This window comes from Streptomyces sp. NPDC001568 (genome assembly GCF_042893755.1).
Lineage (GTDB): Bacteria > Actinomycetota > Actinomycetes > Streptomycetales > Streptomycetaceae > Streptomyces.
Genome location: NZ_JBIAVF010000014.1, coordinates 219907 through 237702, shown reverse-complemented (window position 1 = coordinate 237702; position 17796 = coordinate 219907). Strand labels below are relative to the sequence as shown.

Annotated in this window: 11 protein-coding genes and 1 pseudogene; 5 read left to right on the top strand and 7 right to left on the bottom strand. The window is 72.4% G+C overall.

The annotated features are described in order from the left end of the window. Nucleotides 1-213: 213 nt before the first annotated feature. A complete protein-coding gene (locus ACFY0I_RS26160) occupies nt 214-1503 on the bottom strand; it encodes a citrate synthase (RefSeq protein WP_384000711.1) in 1290 nt (429 codons plus the stop codon). 182 nt (nt 1504-1685) lie between these two features. After that, nucleotides 1686-3929 carry an ATP-dependent RecD-like DNA helicase gene (locus ACFY0I_RS26155; protein WP_388900379.1) on the bottom strand — a complete coding sequence of 748 codons (2244 nt, stop codon included), beginning with the start codon at nt 3927-3929 and terminating at the stop codon, nt 1686-1688. Between the two features lie 321 nt (nt 3930-4250). Here ACFY0I_RS26155 and ACFY0I_RS26150 point away from each other — a divergent pair, with 321 nt between their 5' ends. Next, nucleotides 4251-4808, top strand: a complete 558-nt coding sequence (locus ACFY0I_RS26150; protein ID WP_388900376.1) for a DUF937 domain-containing protein — start codon at nt 4251-4253, stop codon at nt 4806-4808. A gap of 160 nt (nt 4809-4968) precedes the next feature. Then, nucleotides 4969-5466: pseudogene (locus ACFY0I_RS26145) on the top strand (GNAT family N-acetyltransferase); the annotation flags it as partial. Here the strand turns inward: ACFY0I_RS26145 and ACFY0I_RS26140 are convergent. Then, nucleotides 5411-6352 (bottom strand): EamA family transporter, encoded by a 942-nt coding sequence (locus ACFY0I_RS26140; protein ID WP_388900373.1) that lies wholly within the window; start codon nt 6350-6352, stop codon nt 5411-5413. The pseudogene ACFY0I_RS26145 and the gene ACFY0I_RS26140 overlap by 56 nt on opposite strands. A gap of 82 nt (nt 6353-6434) precedes the next feature. On the opposite strand from ACFY0I_RS26140, the gene ACFY0I_RS26135 reads away from it, so the two are divergent. Both ACFY0I_RS26135 and ACFY0I_RS26130 read left to right on the top strand, forming a co-directional pair. Next, on the top strand, nt 6435-7394 hold the full coding sequence (locus tag ACFY0I_RS26135) for a LysR substrate-binding domain-containing protein (RefSeq protein ID WP_388900370.1): 960 nt from the start codon (nt 6435-6437) through the stop codon (nt 7392-7394). A 10-nt stretch (nt 7395-7404) separates the two neighbouring features. Continuing rightward, entirely contained in the window at nt 7405-9225 is a 1821-nt protein-coding gene (locus tag ACFY0I_RS26130) for a glycoside hydrolase family 3 N-terminal domain-containing protein (protein ID WP_388900368.1), read from the top strand. A 7-nt stretch (nt 9226-9232) separates the two neighbouring features. Here the strand turns inward: ACFY0I_RS26130 and ACFY0I_RS26125 are convergent, their stop codons facing one another. Both ACFY0I_RS26125 and ACFY0I_RS26120 read right to left on the bottom strand, forming a co-directional pair. After that, complete coding sequence (locus ACFY0I_RS26125) at nt 9233-10666, bottom strand: S28 family serine protease (RefSeq protein WP_388900362.1); 1434 nt, start codon at nt 10664-10666, stop codon at nt 9233-9235. Nucleotides 10667-10748: 82 nt separating this feature from the next. Next, nucleotides 10749-11153: a hypothetical protein gene (locus ACFY0I_RS26120; protein WP_388900359.1), complete on the bottom strand. Its 405-nt coding sequence runs from the start codon at nt 11151-11153 to the stop codon at nt 10749-10751. A gap of 257 nt (nt 11154-11410) precedes the next feature. On the opposite strand from ACFY0I_RS26120, the gene ACFY0I_RS26115 reads away from it, so the two are divergent. Further along, nucleotides 11411-11965: an EF-hand domain-containing protein gene (locus ACFY0I_RS26115; RefSeq protein WP_388900357.1), complete on the top strand. Its 555-nt coding sequence runs from the start codon at nt 11411-11413 to the stop codon at nt 11963-11965. 43 nt (nt 11966-12008) lie between these two features. Here the strand turns inward: ACFY0I_RS26115 and ACFY0I_RS26110 are convergent, their stop codons facing one another. Further along, complete coding sequence (locus ACFY0I_RS26110; RefSeq protein WP_388900354.1) at nt 12009-15929, bottom strand: ABC transporter ATP-binding protein; 3921 nt, start codon at nt 15927-15929, stop codon at nt 12009-12011. 183 nt (nt 15930-16112) lie between these two features. Further along, nucleotides 16113-17795: a thiamine pyrophosphate-binding protein gene (locus ACFY0I_RS26105; RefSeq protein ID WP_388900351.1), complete on the bottom strand. Its 1683-nt coding sequence runs from the start codon at nt 17793-17795 to the stop codon at nt 16113-16115. Nucleotide 17796 lies beyond the last annotated feature (1 nt).

Genomic DNA, 17796 nt, shown 5'->3' with positions numbered 1-17796 from the left:
GGGCACGTGCCCGCGGGAGCCTTGAGCGGCCTTCCCGATCCGAACGGGTCCCGGCACACAGACGCCCCGGCGCGGGTCCCGTGGGGGGAGTCCGCATCCGGGGAATGGGAAGCGCCCCGACCGTCGACCCGTGGGGGGATCGACGGCGGGGCGCTTTTCGCAGAGCTGCCGCCGCGGCTGACCGCGGCGGCGTGACCGCCGTGAGGTCCGGTGTCAGCGGGCCTCGACCGGGACGAAGTCGCGCAGGACCTCGCCGGTGTAGATCTGGCGCGGGCGGCCGATGCGGGAGCCGGGCTCCTTGATCATCTCGTGCCACTGGGCGATCCAGCCGGGAAGCCGGCCGATCGCGAAGAGCACGGTGAACATCTCGGTCGGGAAGCCCATGGCCCGGTAGATCAGGCCGGTGTAGAAGTCCACGTTCGGGTAGAGGTTGCGCTCGACGAAGTACTCGTCGGCCAGCGCGTGCTCTTCCAGCTTGAGCGCGATGTCCAGCAGCTCGTCGCTCTTGCCGAGCGCCGAGAGGACGTCGTGGGCCGCCGCCTTGATGATCTTCGCCCGGGGGTCGAAGCTCTTGTAGACGCGGTGCCCGAAGCCCATGAGGCGGACGCCGTCTTCCTTGTTCTTCACCTTGCGGATGAAGGCGTCGACGTCGCCGCCGTCCTGCTTGATGCCTTCCAGCATCTCCAGGACGGACTGGTTGGCGCCACCGTGCAGCGGACCCCACAGGGCCGAGATGCCGGCGGAGATCGAGGCGAACATGTTCGCCTGCGAGGACCCGACCAGACGCACGGTGGAGGTCGAGCAGTTCTGCTCGTGGTCCGCGTGCAGGATCAGCAGCTTGTCGAGCGCCGAGACCACGACCGGGTCCAGGTCGTACTCCTGGGCCGGCACGGAGAAGGTCATGCGCAGGAAGTTCTCGACGTAGCCGAGGTCGTTGCGCGGGTAGACCACCGGGTGGCCGACCGACTTCTTGTACGCGTACGCCGCGATCGTCGGGAGCTTGGCCAGCAACCGGATCGTCGAGAGGTGGCGCTGCTGGTCGTCGAAGGGGTTGTGGCTGTCCTGGTAGAACGTGGACAGCGCGCTGACCACCGAGGACAGCATCGCCATCGGGTGCGCGTCACGCGGGAAGCCGTCGTAGAAGCGCTTCACGTCCTCGTGCAGCAGCGTGTGCTGGGTGATCTCGTTGCGGAACGACGCGAGCTGGTCGACGGTCGGCAGCTCCCCGTTGATCAGCAGGTAGGCGACCTCGATGAAGGTCGAACGCTCGGCCAGCTGCTCGATCGGGTACCCGCGGTAACGCAGGATCCCCTGCTCGCCGTCGAGATAGGTAATCGCGGACTTGTAGGCGGCGGTGTTGCCGTAGCCACTGTCCAGAGTGACGAGCCCGGTCTGGGCCCGCAGCTTCGCGATGTCGAAGCCCTGGTCACCGACGGTGCTCTCGACCACCGGGTAGGTGTATTCACCGTCCGCGTACCGGAGTACTACAGAGTTGTCGCTCACGTCATCCCTCACCGACGTAGTGCCTCTTCTTCGAGGTGCCCTGACTGCCTCTACCTTCCCCCATTTGGCGCAGGAGAGTGCACTCGGGGTCGGCCTTTGGTCCTTTTGACGGCACTGAGTGCCGCCAACCTGAACATCCTGCCCCCTCCGCACCGGCCGGGGAACCCCAGATGATCGATCATTTAGGTGATGTTTCCCACCGGTATCCGGCCGGACAGTCTGGATGCCACCGCCGTGTACCTCCTGCCAGCCGAAACGGTACGCACCGCCTGGCCGAGGGCCTTGCGTGACCCGACCAGGACGACCAGTTTCTTCGCCCTGGTCACGGCCGTGTAGAGCAGGTTCCGCTGGAGCATCATCCAGGCGCCGGTGGTGACCGGGATCACGACGGCCGGATATTCACTCCCCTGGGAGCGGTGGATGGTGACCGCGTAGGCGTGGGCGAGCTCGTCGAGTTCGGCGAACTCGTATACGACCTCCTCGTCCTCCTCCGTACGGACCGTCAGGCGCTGTTCGTCCAGGTCCAGGTCGGTGACCACGCCGACCGTGCCGTTGAAGACGCCGTTGGCGCCCTTCTCGTAGTTGTTCCGGATCTGGGTCACCTTGTCCCCCACCCGGAAGACCCGGCCGCCGAACCGCTTCTCGGGCAGGTTCGGCCGGGCCGGCGTGATGGCCTGCTGGAGCAGGCCGTTGAGGTTCCCGGCGCCGGCGGGGCCGCGGTGCATCGGGGCGAGGACCTGGATGTCCCGGCGGGGGTCGAGCCCGAATCTGGCCGGAATTCGTCGTGCGGCCACGTCGACCGTGAGGATTCCGGCCGCCTCGGTGTCCTCCTCGGGGAAGAGGAAGAAGTCGGGCAGGTTGTCGGTCAGGGGCGGCAGGCCCGTGTTGATGCGGTGCGCGTTGGTGACCACCCCGGACTGCTGGGCCTGACGGAAGATCCTGGTCAGCCGGACGGCCGGGACCGGTCCGCCCTCGGCCAGCAGGTCCCGCAGCACCTCGCCGGCGCCGACCGACGGCAGCTGGTCGACGTCGCCGACGAGCAGCAGGTGCGCGCCCGGGGCCACCGCCTTGACCAGCTTGTTGGCGAGGAGGAGATCCAGCATCGAGGCCTCGTCCACCACGACGAGATCGGCGTCCAAGGGCCGGTCCCGGTCGTAGGCCGCGTCGGCGCCCGGCTTCAGCTCCAACAGCCGGTGCACGGTGGACGCCTCGGCCCCCGTGAGCTCGGACAGCCGCTTCGCCGCCCGGCCGGTGGGGGCGGCGAGCACCACCTTGGCCTTCTTGGCCCGGGCCAGCTCGACGATGGAGCGCACCGTGAAGGACTTGCCGCAGCCGGGCCCGCCGGTGAGGACGGCGACCCGGCGGGTCAGGGCGAGACGTACGGCGTCCCGCTGCTCGGGGGCCAGGGAGGCCCCGGTGCGGCCGGCCAGCCAGCCGAGGGCCTTCTCCCAGTCCACGTCCCGGAAGGCCGGCATCCGGTCCTCTTCGGCGTTCAGCAGCCGGCGGACCTGGCCGACGAGCGAGAGTTCGGCGCGGTGGAAGGGGACGAGGTAGACCGCGGTGATCGGCGGGCCGCCCTGCGGGTCGGGCACGGGTTCGCGCACGACGCCCTCCGGATCGGCGGCGAGCTCGGCGAGGCAGTCGATGACCAGTCCGGTGTCGACCTGGAGGAGTTTGACGCCGTCGGCGATGAGCCGTTCCTCGGGCAGGAAGCAGTGGCCCTGGTCGGTCGACTGGGACAGGGCGTACTGGAGCCCGGCCTTGACCCGCTCGGGGCTGTCGTGCGGGATGCCGACGGCCTGGGCGATCCGGTCGGCGGTGAGGAAGCCGATGCCCCACACGTCGGCGGCGAGCCGGTAGGGCTGGTTCTTCACGACCGAGATGGAGGCGTCGCCGTACTTCTTGTAGATGCGCACCGCGATGGAGGTGGAGACGCCGACTCCCTGGAGGAAGACCATGACCTCCTTGATGGCCTTCTGCTCCTCCCAGGCGGCGCCGATCAGCTTCGTCCGCTTCGGGCCGAGGCCGGGCACCTCGATGAGGCGCTTGGGCTCCGCCTCGATGACGTCGAGGGTGTCGGTGCCGAAGTGCTCCACGATCCGGTCGGCGATCTTGGGGCCGATGCCCTTGATGAGGCCGGAGCCGAGGTAGCGGCGGATGCCCTGGATGGTGGCCGGGAGGATCGTCGAGTAGTTGTCGACGCTGAACTGCTTGCCGTACTGGGGGTGCGAGCCCCAACGACCCTCCATGCGCAGGGATTCGCCGGGCTGCGCGCCGAGGAGGGACCCGACGACGGTCAGCAGGTCCCCGGAGCCGCGGCCCGTGTCGACCCGGGCGACCGTGTACCCGCTCTCCTCATTGGCGTAGGTGATGCGCTCCAACACCCCCTCGACCACCGCCGCCTGCACCGCCCCGTTGGTTGTCATGGCACGACGCTACCGTCCGGCGCCGACAGTGCGCCGGGGGGTGTGGACGAAGACGAACGGGTCCGGCGCGGGGCTCGGCGGACGGAGGGGACAAACGAAAGGGGGGCCGGCCTCGCGGCCGGACCCCCTCACGGTTACCCCTCCCTCGTCGGACTTCCCGATCCCCCCGGATCCCCTCCCGAAAGTCCCGACGCACCATACGACCCGCGATCCGCGCGCAGGGTTGCACCGGAAAGCGGAGCTTTACCTTTCCATTACTCAAGGGGCTCCCGGAGGCCGTCCGAGGTGCCACCGAATCACCGCACAAGTAGCGTTTCCGGCATGAGCGAATCTTCCTTCCAGGACGACGTGCTGGGCGAACTCGGCGACGACAGGCTTCAGGAGATCGCCGGGGTGCTCGGCACGGACGTCGGCGGCGCCCGCGCAACCGTCTCCGAGACCGTCGGCGCCCTGACGGGCGACCTCCGACAGAAGGCCGACGCCGATGACGACGACGGGGTGGAGGTGCGCCAGGCCTTCGCGGAGGTGGCCGAGCCGCCGCTCCAGGGCGTGGCCACGCTCGGCGGCGGCATGGGCGGCCTGCTGAGCGGCGGGATGATGGCCGGGGTGCTCGCCAAGGTGAGCAAGCCCGTGGCCAACGCCGTGTCGAAGAAGACCGGCATCCCCGCGCCCACCATCAGCCGGGTCATCGAGATGCTGATCCCCGTGCTGCTGGCCGTCCTCGCCAAGCGCGCGTCCGCCGGCAAGGGCGCGGGCGGGGCGACGGCCGGTGGCGCCCCGGCCGGTGGCGCCCCATCGCCGGGCGCGGCGCCCGGCGCGGCGGGCGGCGGGGGTCTCGGGGACCTGCTGGGGCAGATCCTGGGCGGCGGCAAGAAGTAGCCCGTACGGGAGCGGCCGCCCCTCTCCCACCGGGGGCGCAACCCGTACGGAGCAAAGGGTGCCCGGTCCTCTGCGGCCGGGCACCTCCGCGTCCCGGACCCGTCCCCCGGCGTCGGGGCGCGCGCTATCCTCGGGCGCCATGGAGACCTCCGGCGCACAGGTACGGCTCAGGGATCCGGAGCCCGGGGAACTGGGCTGGATCGTGCAGCGGCACGGCGCGCTCTACGCGGCCGAGTACGGCTGGAACCAGGAGTTCGAGGGGCTGGTGGCCCGGATCGTCGCGGACTTCGCCGAGGACCACGACCCGTACGTGGAGCGGGTCTGGATCGCCGAGCACGACGGCCGTCCGGTGGGCTCGGTGATGTGCGTGCGCGACGAGGGCTCGCCGGGCACCGCCCGGCTGCGGCTGCTCCTGGTGGAGCCCGCCGGGCGCGGCCTCGGCATCGGCGGCCTGCTCGTGGACACCGTCGTGGCATTCGCCCGATCGGTCGGCTACCGCGAGCTGGTCCTGTGGACCAACGACGTGCTGCGCGAGGCCCGTTCGCTCTACGAGCGGGCCGGTTTCACGCTGGTCGCCGAGCACCCGCACCGCTCGTACGGGGTCAGCCTGACCGGGCAGGACTGGCGGCTGCCACTACAGGAGGGCTCCCCGCGCTGACGCCCGAACCGACCCCTGTACGGTTCGGGCGCCGCGCGGGGGCCAGTGAGGTGAGGCCGACGCCGCCGACGAGGAGCACGGCGGCCAGCCAGCGGGTTCCGGAGATCCCCTCGCCGAGCACGAGCGCGGCCGAGGACATCCCGAACACCGGGACCAGCAGCGAGAACGGGGCCACGGACGAGGCCGGGTAGCGGCGCAGCAGGTAGCTCCAGGCCCCGAAGCCGAACACCGTGGACACCCAGGCGACGTAGACGATGACGGCGACCCCGGACCAGTCGAGGGCCCGCAGCGCGGCCAGGTCCCGTTCGGGCCCTTCGATCAGCAGGGACAGGGCGATCAGCGGCAGGACCGGGACGGTGCACACCCACACCATGAAGTTCATGGCGTCGGGCGGGGCGGCCTTGCGCGTCAGGACGTTGGAGACGCCCCAGCAGGCGGCGGCGGCGACGACCAGGGCGAAGCCGAGCCCGGATCCGGACAGGCCCCGGTCCACGGCGGCGACCGCGATGCCGGCCAGTGCCACGGCCATGCCCAGCAGCCGGACCCGGCCGGGCCGTTCGCGCAGGACGAGCCCGGCGAGGGCGGCGGTGAAGACGGCCTGGACCTGGAGCACGAGGGAGGACAGTCCGGCCGGCATCCCGGCGGCCATGCCCGTGAACAGCAGTCCGAACTTGGCGATGCCGAGGGCGGCCCCGACGCCGAGGATCCACTTCCAGGCGACCTTGGGCCGGCCGACGAAGAACACGGCGGGCAGCGCCGCGACCAGGAAGCGCAGCGCGGACAGGAGCAGCGGCGGGAAGTGGCCGAGGCCGATCTCGATGACGACGAAGTTGAAGCCCCAGACGGCGGCGACGACCACGGCGAGTGCGGTGTGTACGGGACGCATGCTTCGAGCATCGACGGCCCGACCATGTAGCACCAGCGCGGATCTCTTCCGGAATGGATGAAGCAACGCTTACGATCGGTGCATGCTCGACCTGTCCCGGCTGCGCGCCCTGCACGCCGTCTCCGTCCACGGTTCGGTCGCGGGCGCGGCGGCCGCGCTGGGCTACACCCCGTCCGCGGTCTCGCAGCAGATCGCCAAGTTGGAGCGGGAGACCCGTACGACGCTGCTGGAGCGGCGCGGACGCGGGGTCGCGCTCACCGAGGAGGCCCGGCACCTGGCCGACACAGCCCGGGAGTTGCTGACGATCGTCGAGCGGGCCGAGACCACCCTGGAGGAGCGGCGCGGCCTGCCGGGCGGGCTGCTGACGGTGGCGGCCTTCGCCTCGGCGGCGCGCGGACTACTGCCGGGGGTACTGGCCGACCTGGCCCGCCGGCATCCGGCGCTGGACGTCCGGATGACGGAGGTCGACCCCCACCTGTCGGTGGACCTGGTGGCCCGGGGGGTCACCGACCTGGCGGTGGCGCACGACTGGGACATTTCCCCGTTGCCCGCCCCGGAGGGCGTGGAGCACGCGGTGATCGGGCACGACCTCTGCGATCTGGTGGTCCCGGCCGGACACCCCTTCACCTCGCGGCGGGTGGTGCGCCGCGAGGACCTCGGCGGACTGCGGTGGGTGTGCCAGCCGCCCGGGCGGGTGTGTCACGACTGGCTGGTGCGCACCCTGCGGACGGTCGGGTTCGAGCCGGAGATCGCCCATGTGGCGGAGGAGAATCACACCATCGTCGCCCTCGTCGCGGCCGGCCTCGGGGTCGCGGTGGTGCCGCGACTGGGGACCGGGGCGCTGCCGCCGGGGGCGGTGGCCGTGCCGCTGGAGCCGGGCCCCGTACGCAGGTTGTACGCCTTGTGGCGGACGGGGGCGGCCCGCCGGCCGGCGATCACCGAGACGGTCCGGACCCTGCGGGAGCACTGGCCGGCGGTGGCGGGCCCACTTCCGGGGGACCTCCCGAGTGTCCCCGGGGCCGTGGGCGCGGCCCGGCAGTAGGGTCCGGCGGGTGCCGAACCACGCGTCCCGCCGGACCCTGCTCGCCGCCGCCCTGGCCACCGTCGCCGCCGCCGGAATGGCCTCCGCCGCCGCGGGGTCCCACTCCGCGCCCGATGACTCCCGCTCCCCCGAGGAGCCGCCGGGCCGTCATCCCGACCGGGCGCGGCTGCGGGCCCTGGTGGCGGGGATGAGCCTGGCGGAGCAGGTCGGGCAGCTCTTCGTGTCCCGGGTGTACGGGCACTCGGCCACCGATCCCGAGCCGGCGGACGCCGAGCAGAACCTGGCGCAGTTCGGGGTGCGCAGCGCCGCCGAGCTGGTCGCGCGCTACCACCTGGGCGGGGTCGTCTACTTCGCCTGGGCCCACAACACGCGCTCCCCCGGGCAGATCGCCGAACTGTCCGACGGCCTCCAGCGGGCGGCGCGCGGCTCCGGGTCCGGGATCCCGCTGATGCTGTCCGTCGACCAGGAGCACGGCGCGGTGGCCCGGATCGGCAAGCCGGTGACCCTGTTCCCGGGGGCGATGGCGCTGGGCGCGGGCGGCTCCACGGCCGACGCCCGTCGGGCGGCGCGCATCGCGGGCGCCGAGTTGGCCGCGATGGGGATCCGGCAGGACTACGCCCCGGTGGCCGACGTGAACGTGAACCCGGCCAACCCGGTGATCGGCGTACGGTCCTTCGGTTCCGATCCGCACGCGGCGGCGGCGCTGGCCGCCGCCCAGGTGCGCGGCTACCAGAGCGCCGGAGTGGCCGCCACGGCCAAGCACTTCCCGGGCCACGGCGACACCGAGACCGACAGCCACGTCGGGCTGCCGGTGATGCGACACTCGCGCGCCCGGTGGGAGGAGTTGGACGAGCCGCCGTTCCGGGCGGTGGTGGAGGCGGGTGTGGACTGCGTGATGACGGCGCACATCGTCTTCCCCGCGCTGGATCCCTCGGGGGACCCGGCGACCCTCTCCCGTCCCATCGTCACCGGCATGCTGCGCGAACGCCTGGGCTTTCGTGGGGTGGTGGTGACCGACGCCCTCGACATGGCCGGGGTCCGGCAGAAGTACGGGGACGAACGGGTCCCGGTGCTGGCGCTCAAGGCGGGGTGCGACCAGCTGCTGAACGCGCCGGACCTCGGGCTCGCGCAGCGCGGCGTGCTGGCGGCGGTGGAGTCGGGCGAGCTCTCGCGGGAGCGGATCACGGAGTCGGTACTGCGGATCCTGGAACTCAAGGCCCGCCGCGGCTTGTTCGAGGAGTCGGCCGGTGCGGTCGGGTCGGCGGACCCGGAGGTCGGCACGGCGGCGAACCTGGCCGCCGCCGACGAGATCGCGGCCGCCACGACGACCCTGCTGGCCAATCCGCGGGGGCTGCTGCCGCTGGACGCGACCGTCCGTCCCCGACTGTTGGTGACCGGGGCCGAGCCCGTCTCCCCCACCGGTACGACGGGACCCCCTACGACGGTCCTGGCTCGGGAGTTGGAGGCGCTGGGCTGCCGGGCCGCCCCGGTGCCCGCGGACCGGGCTGTGGCCGCCGCCGCGGGGCACGCGGCGGTGCTCGTGTGCACGTACAACGTCCCCGAGGGGGAGAGTCCGCAGCGGACGCTGGTGGCGGAGCTGGTCGCCACCGGGGTTCCGGTGGTGCTGGTGGCGGTCCGCAACCCGTACGACCCGGCGCGGCTGCCGGCCTGCGCCGCGGAGCTGGCGACGTACTCCTGGACGGACGTGGAACTGCGGGCGGCGGCCCGGGTGATCACCGGGGTCCGGCGGCCGGTCGGCCGTCTTCCGGTCCCGGTGCCGGGCCGCTACCCGCTGGGCCACGGGCTGTCCTACCCGCCCGTGGCCCCCTGATCGGCGGTTACGGCCGCAGCTGCGGCTCGCGCTCCAGGTCCTGCCGGTCGAGCTGCGCGTCGGCGGCCGCCAGCGGCGCCGCCTTCGCGGAGTCGGCGAGCGCGGCGGCGGGTGCCACCCCGGCCCACTGGAGGATCTTCGCCGTGGCGAGGGCCTTCTCGCCCTCCTGCAACTGGGCCACGTTGGCGCCGTGGTTGGCGCCCGGCGCGATCATGACGTGGCTGTCGCGCGCCTTGTACCCGAGGCGGAACGGCTCGGCGCCCCACGGGTCGTTCTGCCCGTAGACGAAGAGCATCTGGTGGGCGTTGTCGCGGACCCACCCGTCGATGTCCGCCATGGCCCCCGACTGGAAGGTCATCGGGATGTCACGGGGCACGAACTCGCGCGGCGGCTGGTAGCCGTAGCGGCTCAGTCCCTTGAGGTGGGGCTGCTTGATGTCGGGCGAGCCGAGCTGCGTACCCGCCTGGTAGTAGTACGGCGTGTACGTCTGCAGTCCCTGGTCGGCGTAGGCCGAGAAGCCGGAGATCGCGTCGATGGTGTCCCAGATCTCCTGGTCGCTCGCGGTGGCGGCCGTGGGGATGGAGGAGCAGTCGGCGAGCAGGCTGTACTGCCAGAACGCCCACACGTAGTCGAGGACGACGGCCTCGTACGCCTTGTCGAGGTTGCCGACGGTGGTGAAGGTCCAGCCGTTCTCGGCCGCGGCGGTGGCGAACTTGGCCTCCAGCGGGGCGCGGCGCACGAGTGCCTCGCGCTGGACGGCGTTCAGCCGGTCGCGGCATTCCTTGGTGCCGACCTTGGCGAAGAACCGGTCGTACGCCGAGTCCTCGTTGTTGACGACGTCGTTGGGCGCGACGTACGCGACGACGCCGTCCATGTCACGCGGGTAGAAGCGCTCGTAGTACGTCGCGGTCATGCCGCCCTTGCTGCCTCCGGTGGACAGCCAGTTCTTGTTGTAGATCTTCTTCAGCGCGGTGAAGATGCGGTGCTGGTCGCTGGCGGCCTGCCAGATGTCCAGCTTCGCCCAGTTGGCCGGGTCGGGCCGGGAGGGCGTGAAGAATCGATACTCCAGGGAGACCTGGTTGCCGTCGACGATGGTCGTCGGCTCACTCCGGCGCGGGTTGGTGTTGACGTTGTAGCCCGAGGTGAAGAACACCGTGGGGCGGGAGACGTCCTTGTGCAGCAGGGTCATGCGCTGCTTGAAGGTGCCCTTCCACGGCTGCCGGTGGTCGACCGGCTGCTCGTAGTTCAGTACGAAGAAGCGGTACCCGGGGTACGGCTTCTCCTCTATCAGGCTCATCCCCGGGATGCCGAGGATCCGGTCCTTGATGTCCGTGGCGGCGGCCGGCCCCGCGGCTGTGGCCGCCTGTGCCGTGGCGCCGGCCGCACCCATGGTGCCGATGAGCACCACGAGCGACAGCAGCCATCCGAGCGTCTTGCGCATTCACCCTCCCCTTGGTTCACACTGGTCGCCGTGAACCTAGCGGGGTCAACACGCCCGTGAACAGTAGTGGTTGGGCCCTACGTCAGCACAGGATCCAGCCGGATGCGACGGATTCGGCCGCCACGCTCCCCGTCACGTGGACGCACCGGTTGACCGCGCCGACCACGACGGGACCCGCGAACCGGGTGAATTGCCCCGCGTCGCGCACGGGGGCGCCGCCCCGCGGCTGGACGACCACCGCCATCCACCGCCGCTCGCCGGGCCGCGCGGCGACCGTCACCGCGCAGGCCTGGGTCCGGCTCTTGTACACGCGCACCTCGCCCGTGGACAGCGGCAGCGTCCTGACGAGCCGGCCCGGGCAGCCGCCGGTCGCGGCCTGCGCGGGAGGCGCCGCGAACACGCCTCCGACGCCGAGCCAGAGCGCCGCCCCGAACACCCCGACCGACACGGCCCGCCGCCTGCCCAGCCCCTTCCACCGCTTCAACATCCTCGCCCCCCGATCCGTCGTACGTAACACGTACGCACGTACGACGTCCGGGCCCGCCGGATGGTTGCACGGCACAACGGAGTCACGGCCCCTCCGCGCCGCCCGGGGCGGCGCCCCGCCGCGGCCCGGGCCGGCGCCGCTACCTCGTACGAGTGCATCCACAACTTCCCAGCCGGGGAGGGGGAGTTCACGATCGACGCGGACATTACGCTAGGCGACCGGACAACCGCCCACCGTAGCCGTGAAAGGCATCCGACATGACGAACGACCTCCTGGACCGCAAGCTGGAGCGCGCCTTCGCGCACTTCGACGACAACGGCAACGGCGTCATCGACGCGCAGGACGTGATCGCGCTGGGGACCCGGCTGATCGCCGCGATGGAGGAGCCGTCCGACTCCCCCAAGGCCGACGAGGTGTTCCGGGGACTGACCGACTTCTGGGTGGACCTCTTCGCCGAACTCGACGTCGACCGCGACGGCAAGCTCACCCCCCAGGAGTACGCGGAGGGTATGACGCGGCTGTACAAGGACGGCGGTCCCGCCTACGACAAGTCCTTCCGGCCGCTGGCGCGGGCGATCCTCACGGTCGTCGACACCAACGGCGACGGGCGGATCAGCCCCGAGGAGTTCCACAAGGCGCAGCTGGCCTTCGACACGAAGCTGGAGCTCGCCGACGCGGAGGCGCTCTTCGCGCGGATCGACAAGAACCACGACGGGTACCTGTCGGTGGACGAACTCCTCGTCTCCGTACGCGAGTACTACACCGGTGACGACGAGGACGCCCCGGGCAACCTGCTCTTCGGCGAGCTCTGATACCCGGGACGTCCCCCGCCGGTACGCGGAGGGCGGGGCGGGGTCAGGCGGCCGTCGCCCGCTCGTCCTCCCCGACGAAGGTCCGCCACAGCTGCGCGTAGCGGCCTCCGCGGGCCAGCAGTTCGGCGTGACTGCCGTCCTCGACGACCTGCCCCCGGTCCATGACCACGACCCGGTCGGCGCGGGCGGCGGTCGTCAGCCGGTGCGCGACGACCAGCGTGGTGCGCTTGCCCGCGAGCCGGTCGGTCGCCTGGTTGACCTGGGCCTCGGTGGCCAGGTCGAGGGCCGCGGTGGCCTCGTCGAGGAGCAGTACGTCCGGGTCGACGAGCTCGGCCCGGGCCAGGGCGATCAGCTGGCGCTGGCCCGCCGAGAGGTTGCGGCCCCGTTCCGCGACGGTGTGCAGGTAGCCGCCGTCGAGCGTGGCGATCATGTCGTGGGCGCCGACCGCGCGGGCCGCCGCCTCCACCTCGGCGTCGGAGGCCTCGGGCCGTCCGTAGGCGATGGCGTCCCGGACCGTCCCCGGGAAGAGGTACGACTCCTGGGGGACGACCCCGAGCCGGTGGCGGTACTCCGTCAGGTCCAACTCCTTCAGGTCCGCGCCGTCGGCGGTGACCCGGCCGGAGGTCGGGTCGTAGAACCGGGCCACCATCTTGACCAGGGTGGACTTCCCGGCGCCCGTCTCGCCGACGAAGGCGACGGTCTGCCCCGCCGGGATCCGCAGGGTGATGCCGGCCAGGGCCTCGCCCTTCTCCCCGCGCTCCTCGGCGGTTCCGTACTGGAAGCGCACGTCCTCGAAGGCGATCTCGCCGCGCAACTCCCGCACCGCGCGGGGTGCGGCGGGGCGCGGCGTGCTGGTGGGCTCGCGCAGCAGGTCCTGGATCCGGCGGAGCGAGACGGTCGCCTGCTGGTAGCCGTCGAAGACCTGGGAGAGCTGCTGGACGGGGGCGAAGAACAGGTCGATGTAGAGCAGGTACGCGACGAGCGCGCCGGTGGTCAGCGTCGCCGCGTCGACCCGGCCCGCGCCGACGATCAGCACGGCGGCGGCCGCGCCCGAGGACAACAACTGCACGAAGGGGAAGTACACGGAGATCAGCCACTGGCCGCGCACCCGTGCCTCGCGGTACGCCTCGCTGCGCTCGGCGAACCGGGCGGCGCCGGTCCCCTGCCGGCGGAACGCCTGGACCAGGCGCAGGCCCGCGACGGACTCCTGGAGGTCGGCGTTGACCGTGCCGACCCGGTCACGGGCGAGTTCGTAGGCGGCGACCGACTTGCGGCGGAACACGATGGTGGCGACGACCAGCAGGGGCAGCGTCGCGAAGACCAGCAGGGCGAGTTCGACGTCGAGGACGAGCAGGGCGACGAGGATTCCGAAGAAGGTCAGGACGGAGACGACGGCGGTGACCAGGCCGGTCTGGAGGAACGTCGACAGGGCGTCCACGTCGGTGGTCATCCGCGTCATGATCTTGCCGGTGAGCTCGCGCTCGTAGTAGTCGAGGCCGAGCCGCTGGAGCTGGGCGAAGATCTTGACGCGCAGCGAGTACAGCACCCGCTCGCCGGTGCGCCCGGTCATCCGGGTCTCGGCGAACTGCGCGACCCACTGGCCGAGGACGAGGACGAGGGCGAGCCCGGCGGCCACCCACACCGCGCCGAGGGCGGCCTGTTCGACGCCCTGGTCGATGCCGTGCCGGATCAGTACGGGCAGCAGCAGTCCGGAGCCCGCGTCGAGGGCGACCAGGCCGAGGCTGATGGCGAGCGGCGCCCAGAAGCCGCGGAGCAGCCGGCGCAGGCCGTAGCTGTCCTCGGCGGAGGCGGCGACGCTCTCGTCCACCTCGGGCCGGTCGTCGGCGGGCGGCAGCGCGGCCACCTGGGCGAGCAGTTCGGGGGTCGCGGGCATCCCGGCGACGGCTCCGGCCATCGAGTGGCCGGCGCCGGGCGCACGGGGCGCTCCCGTGGCGGCGGCCGGGGCGGCGCCGGCCCTGTCGTCCTCCTGGCGGCGCCACAGCTCGGGGGTGACCCCGTCGCTGACCCGGCGCTTGGCGTTGACCGGTTCGGAGTCGATCTCGGCTTCGAGTTCGAGGTCCCGTTCCAGGTCCCGGTCGGCGCCGTGTTCGAACTCGGCGGCGGACGGCGCGTCGGGGGTGCGGGGGGAGCCGGCCCCGAGGGCGTCGGGGTCGGTCAGCAGCCTGCGGTACAGGGCCGAGCGGCGTTCCAGTTCCTCGTGGGTGCCGATGTCGGCGAGCCGGCCCCGGTCCAGGACGGCGATCCGGTCCGCGAGCGCGAGGGTGGAGCGGCGGTGGGCGATGAGCAGGGTGGTGCGGCCGGCCATGACGGACCGCAGCGCCTCGTGGATCTCGTGCTCGACGCGGGCGTCGACGGCGGAGGTGGCGTCGTCGAGGAGCAGCAGCCGGGGGTCGGTGAGGAGGGCGCGGGCGAGGGCGATGCGCTGGCGCTGGCCGCCGGAGAGGGTGAGTCCCTGTTCGCCGACCGTGGTGTCGTAGCCGGCGGGCAGGGCCTCGATGAAGCCCTCGGCCTGGGCGGCGCGGGCGGCGGCGCGGATCTCCTCCTCGGCGGCGTCGGGGCGTCCGTAGGCGATGTTCGCGCGGATGGTGTCGGAGAACAGGAAGGAGTCCTCGGGGACGAGCCCGATGGCGGCGCGCAGGGAGTCGTACATTAGGTCCCGCACGTCGTGGCCGCCGACCCGGACGGTGCCCCCGTCGGGGTCGTAGAAGCGCGGCAGGAGCAGCGAGACGGTGGACTTGCCGCTGCCGGAGGCGCCGACGACGGCGACGGTCTCACCCTCCGCGACGGTGAGGGAGAACCCGTCGAGGACGGGCCGGTCGGGGTCGTACCCGAAGCGGACGTCGTCGAACTCGACGGTGGCGGGCGCGTCGGCGGGCAGTTCGCGCTCGCCCTCGCGGATGACGGGCTCGGTGTCGATGAGCTCGAAGACGCGCTCGGCGCCGGCGCGGGCCTGCTGGGCGACGGTGAGCACCATGGCGAGCATGCGGACGGGGCCGACGAGCTGGGCGAGGTACGTCGAGAACGCGACGAAGGTGCCGAGGGTGACGCGGCCCTCGGTGGCCATCCAGCCGCCGAGGGCGAGCATGGCGACCTGGGCGAGCGCGGGGACGGCCTGGAGCGCGGGGGTGTAGCGCGAGTTGAGGCGGATGGACCGCATCCGGCCGCCGAACAGCCGGCGCCCGGCGGCGCGCAGCTTGCCGGTCTCCTGGTCCTCCTGGCCGAAGCCCTTGACGACGCGGACGCCGGTCACGGCGCCGTCGACGACGGAGGCGACGGCTGCGGCCTGGCCCTGGGCGTACCAGGTGGCGGGGAAGAGCTTCTTGCGGCTGCGCTTGGCGATGAACCAGAGGGCGGGCGCCATGAGGAGCGCGACGAGGGTCAGCAGCGGCGAGAGCCACAGCATGATCCCGAGGGATATCCCGAAGAGCAGGAAGTTCCCGATGGTCATCGGGAGCATGAAGAGCAGGCCCTGGATCAGCTGGAGGTCGCTGGTGGCCCGGCCGACGACCTGGCCGGTGGACAGTTCGTCCTGGCGGCGGCCGTCGAGGCGGGAGATGGTCTCGTACATGTCCGTGCGCAGGTCGTGCTGCACGTCCAGGGCGAGCCGGCCGCCGTAGTACCTGCGGATGTAGGTGAGGACGTACACGAGGACGGCCGCGGCTATGAAGATGCCGGCCCAGGGGGCCATCTCGCGGGACTTGTCGCCGACGACGTCGTCGATGATGACCTTGGTGACCAGCGGCACGAGGGCCATGACGGCCATGCCGGCCAGTGAGGATCCGAGAGCGAGCAGGACGTTGGTCCTGTACCGCCAGGTGTAGGCCGTCAGTCGCCTGCCCCAGCCCTGTTTGCCGCCGGCCGCCGTCTGTCCCGCCGTCACGTGGTGCCTCCCCGTCGCTGCTGTCCTGCCGCCTCCCCCAACGCGCCGACCGGCGGATTTCATCCCGCCGCAACAATCGCACCGGTGTCCGGACGCCGCGAGCGGGGCGTTACGCCGGTCGGCGCAAGGGCGGGGCGTACGCCGGTCGGCGCGGGGCGGGGCCGGAACCAGGGCGTGGCCCGGCGGGCGGGGGAAGGGGGAAGGGCGCGGCGCGCGGGCCGGTCGGTGACCCGCGCGGCAACGGGATCACAGGTGCGTCGGGGCGAACATCTTCAGGGTGGTCGGGAGGACCAGGACCGAGGGGCCCGGTGTGGCGAGGGCCTTGGCGAGGTCCTCGCGGAGGGTCTCGGGGGTGGTGGTGGCGGCCGGGACGCCGAAGGAGCCCGCCAGGGCGACGAAGTCGGGGCGGGTGAGTTCGGTGCCGGTCGGCGTGCCGTAGGCGTCGGTCATGTACTCGCGCAGGATGCCGTAGCCGCCGTCGTCCACGATGAGCCAGGTGACGTCGAGGTCGTGCTGGCGGGCCGTGGCCAGTTCCGCGATCGAGTACATGGCGCCGCCGTCGCCCGAGACGGCCAGGACCGGGGTGCCGGGCTCCGCGAGGGCCGCGCCGAGGGCCGCGGGGAAGGCGTAGCCGAGGCCGCCGGCGCCCTGGGCCGAGTGCATCGTGTTGGGGTGCTTGGCGTCGAAGGCGGACCAGGCCCAGTAGGACAGCATCGTCATGTCCCAGAGCGACGGGGAGCGGGCCGGCAGGGCGGCGCGGATCGAGCTCAGGAGGCCCTGCTCCAGCGCGACGTCCTGGCCGGCGAGGCGGACCGCGATGTCGGCGAGCAGCAGGCGGACCCGCTCGGGCGCGCCGGGGTCCTCGCGTTCGGGGACCGTCTCCAGCAGGGCCTGGAGGGCGAGGCGGGCGTCGGCGTGGATGCCGAGGGCCGCGTGGTTGGACTCCAGCTTGCCGAGGTCGGCCTCGATCTGGACGACCCGGCCCGTCGGGAAGAACGTGTGGTAGTTCGAGGAGAGTTCGCCGAGGCCCGAGCCGACCACCAGCAGGACGTCGGCGTCCTCCAGGAAGTCCGTCATGTGCCGGTCCTCCAGCCAGGACTGGAGGGACAGCGGGTGCGTCCACGGGAAGGCGCCCTTGCCGCCGAAGGTGGTGACGACGGGCGCGTTCAGCCGCTCGGCGAGCTGCTTGAGCTTGCCGGCGGCGTCGGCGCGGACCACTCCGCCGCCCGCGATGATCACCGGACGGGAGGCGTTCGCCAGCCAGTGCGCGGCCACCGCCGTCAGCTCGGGGCGCGGCGCGAGTTCGTGCGGGGTCGCGTCCATCCCGGTGACCTGCGGGATCAGCGTCGGGGCGCGCAGTACGTCCTCGGGGATCTCGACCCAGACCGGCCCGAAGGGGGCCGTCAGGGCCGACTCCCAGGCCTCGGCGATCACCGAGGGGATCTGCGAGGGGGTGCGGGCGGTGTGCACCGACTTGACGACCTCGCGGAAGGAGGCTGCCTGGTCCCGCAGCTCGTGCAGGTGGCCGCGCCGGCCGCCGCCGAGGCCCGGGGTCGGGACCTGGGAGGAGATCGCGAGGACGGGCGCCGAGGCGGCCGCCGCCTCCGCCAGCGCGGGCAGCGCCATCAGGGCGCCCGGGCCGGTGGAGAGCAGGAGCGGGACGGCCTCGCCGGTGATCCGGCCGTAGGCGTCGGCGGCGAAACCCGCGTTGTTCTCCGTGCGCAGGCCGACGAGGCGCAGGCTCGACCGGCCGACGGCGTCGAAGAGGGCCAGCGCGTGCTGGCCCGGCAGCCCGAACACGGTGTGGGCGCCGAGCGAGTGCAGCGTTTCCACGACCAGGTCCCCGCCGGTGCGGCCGGGCGGCGGCGCGAGGGCGGCCGCCGTCTGGGCCTCGGTGGGTCGGAGTACCAGGTCGTGGTCGTGCGTCACT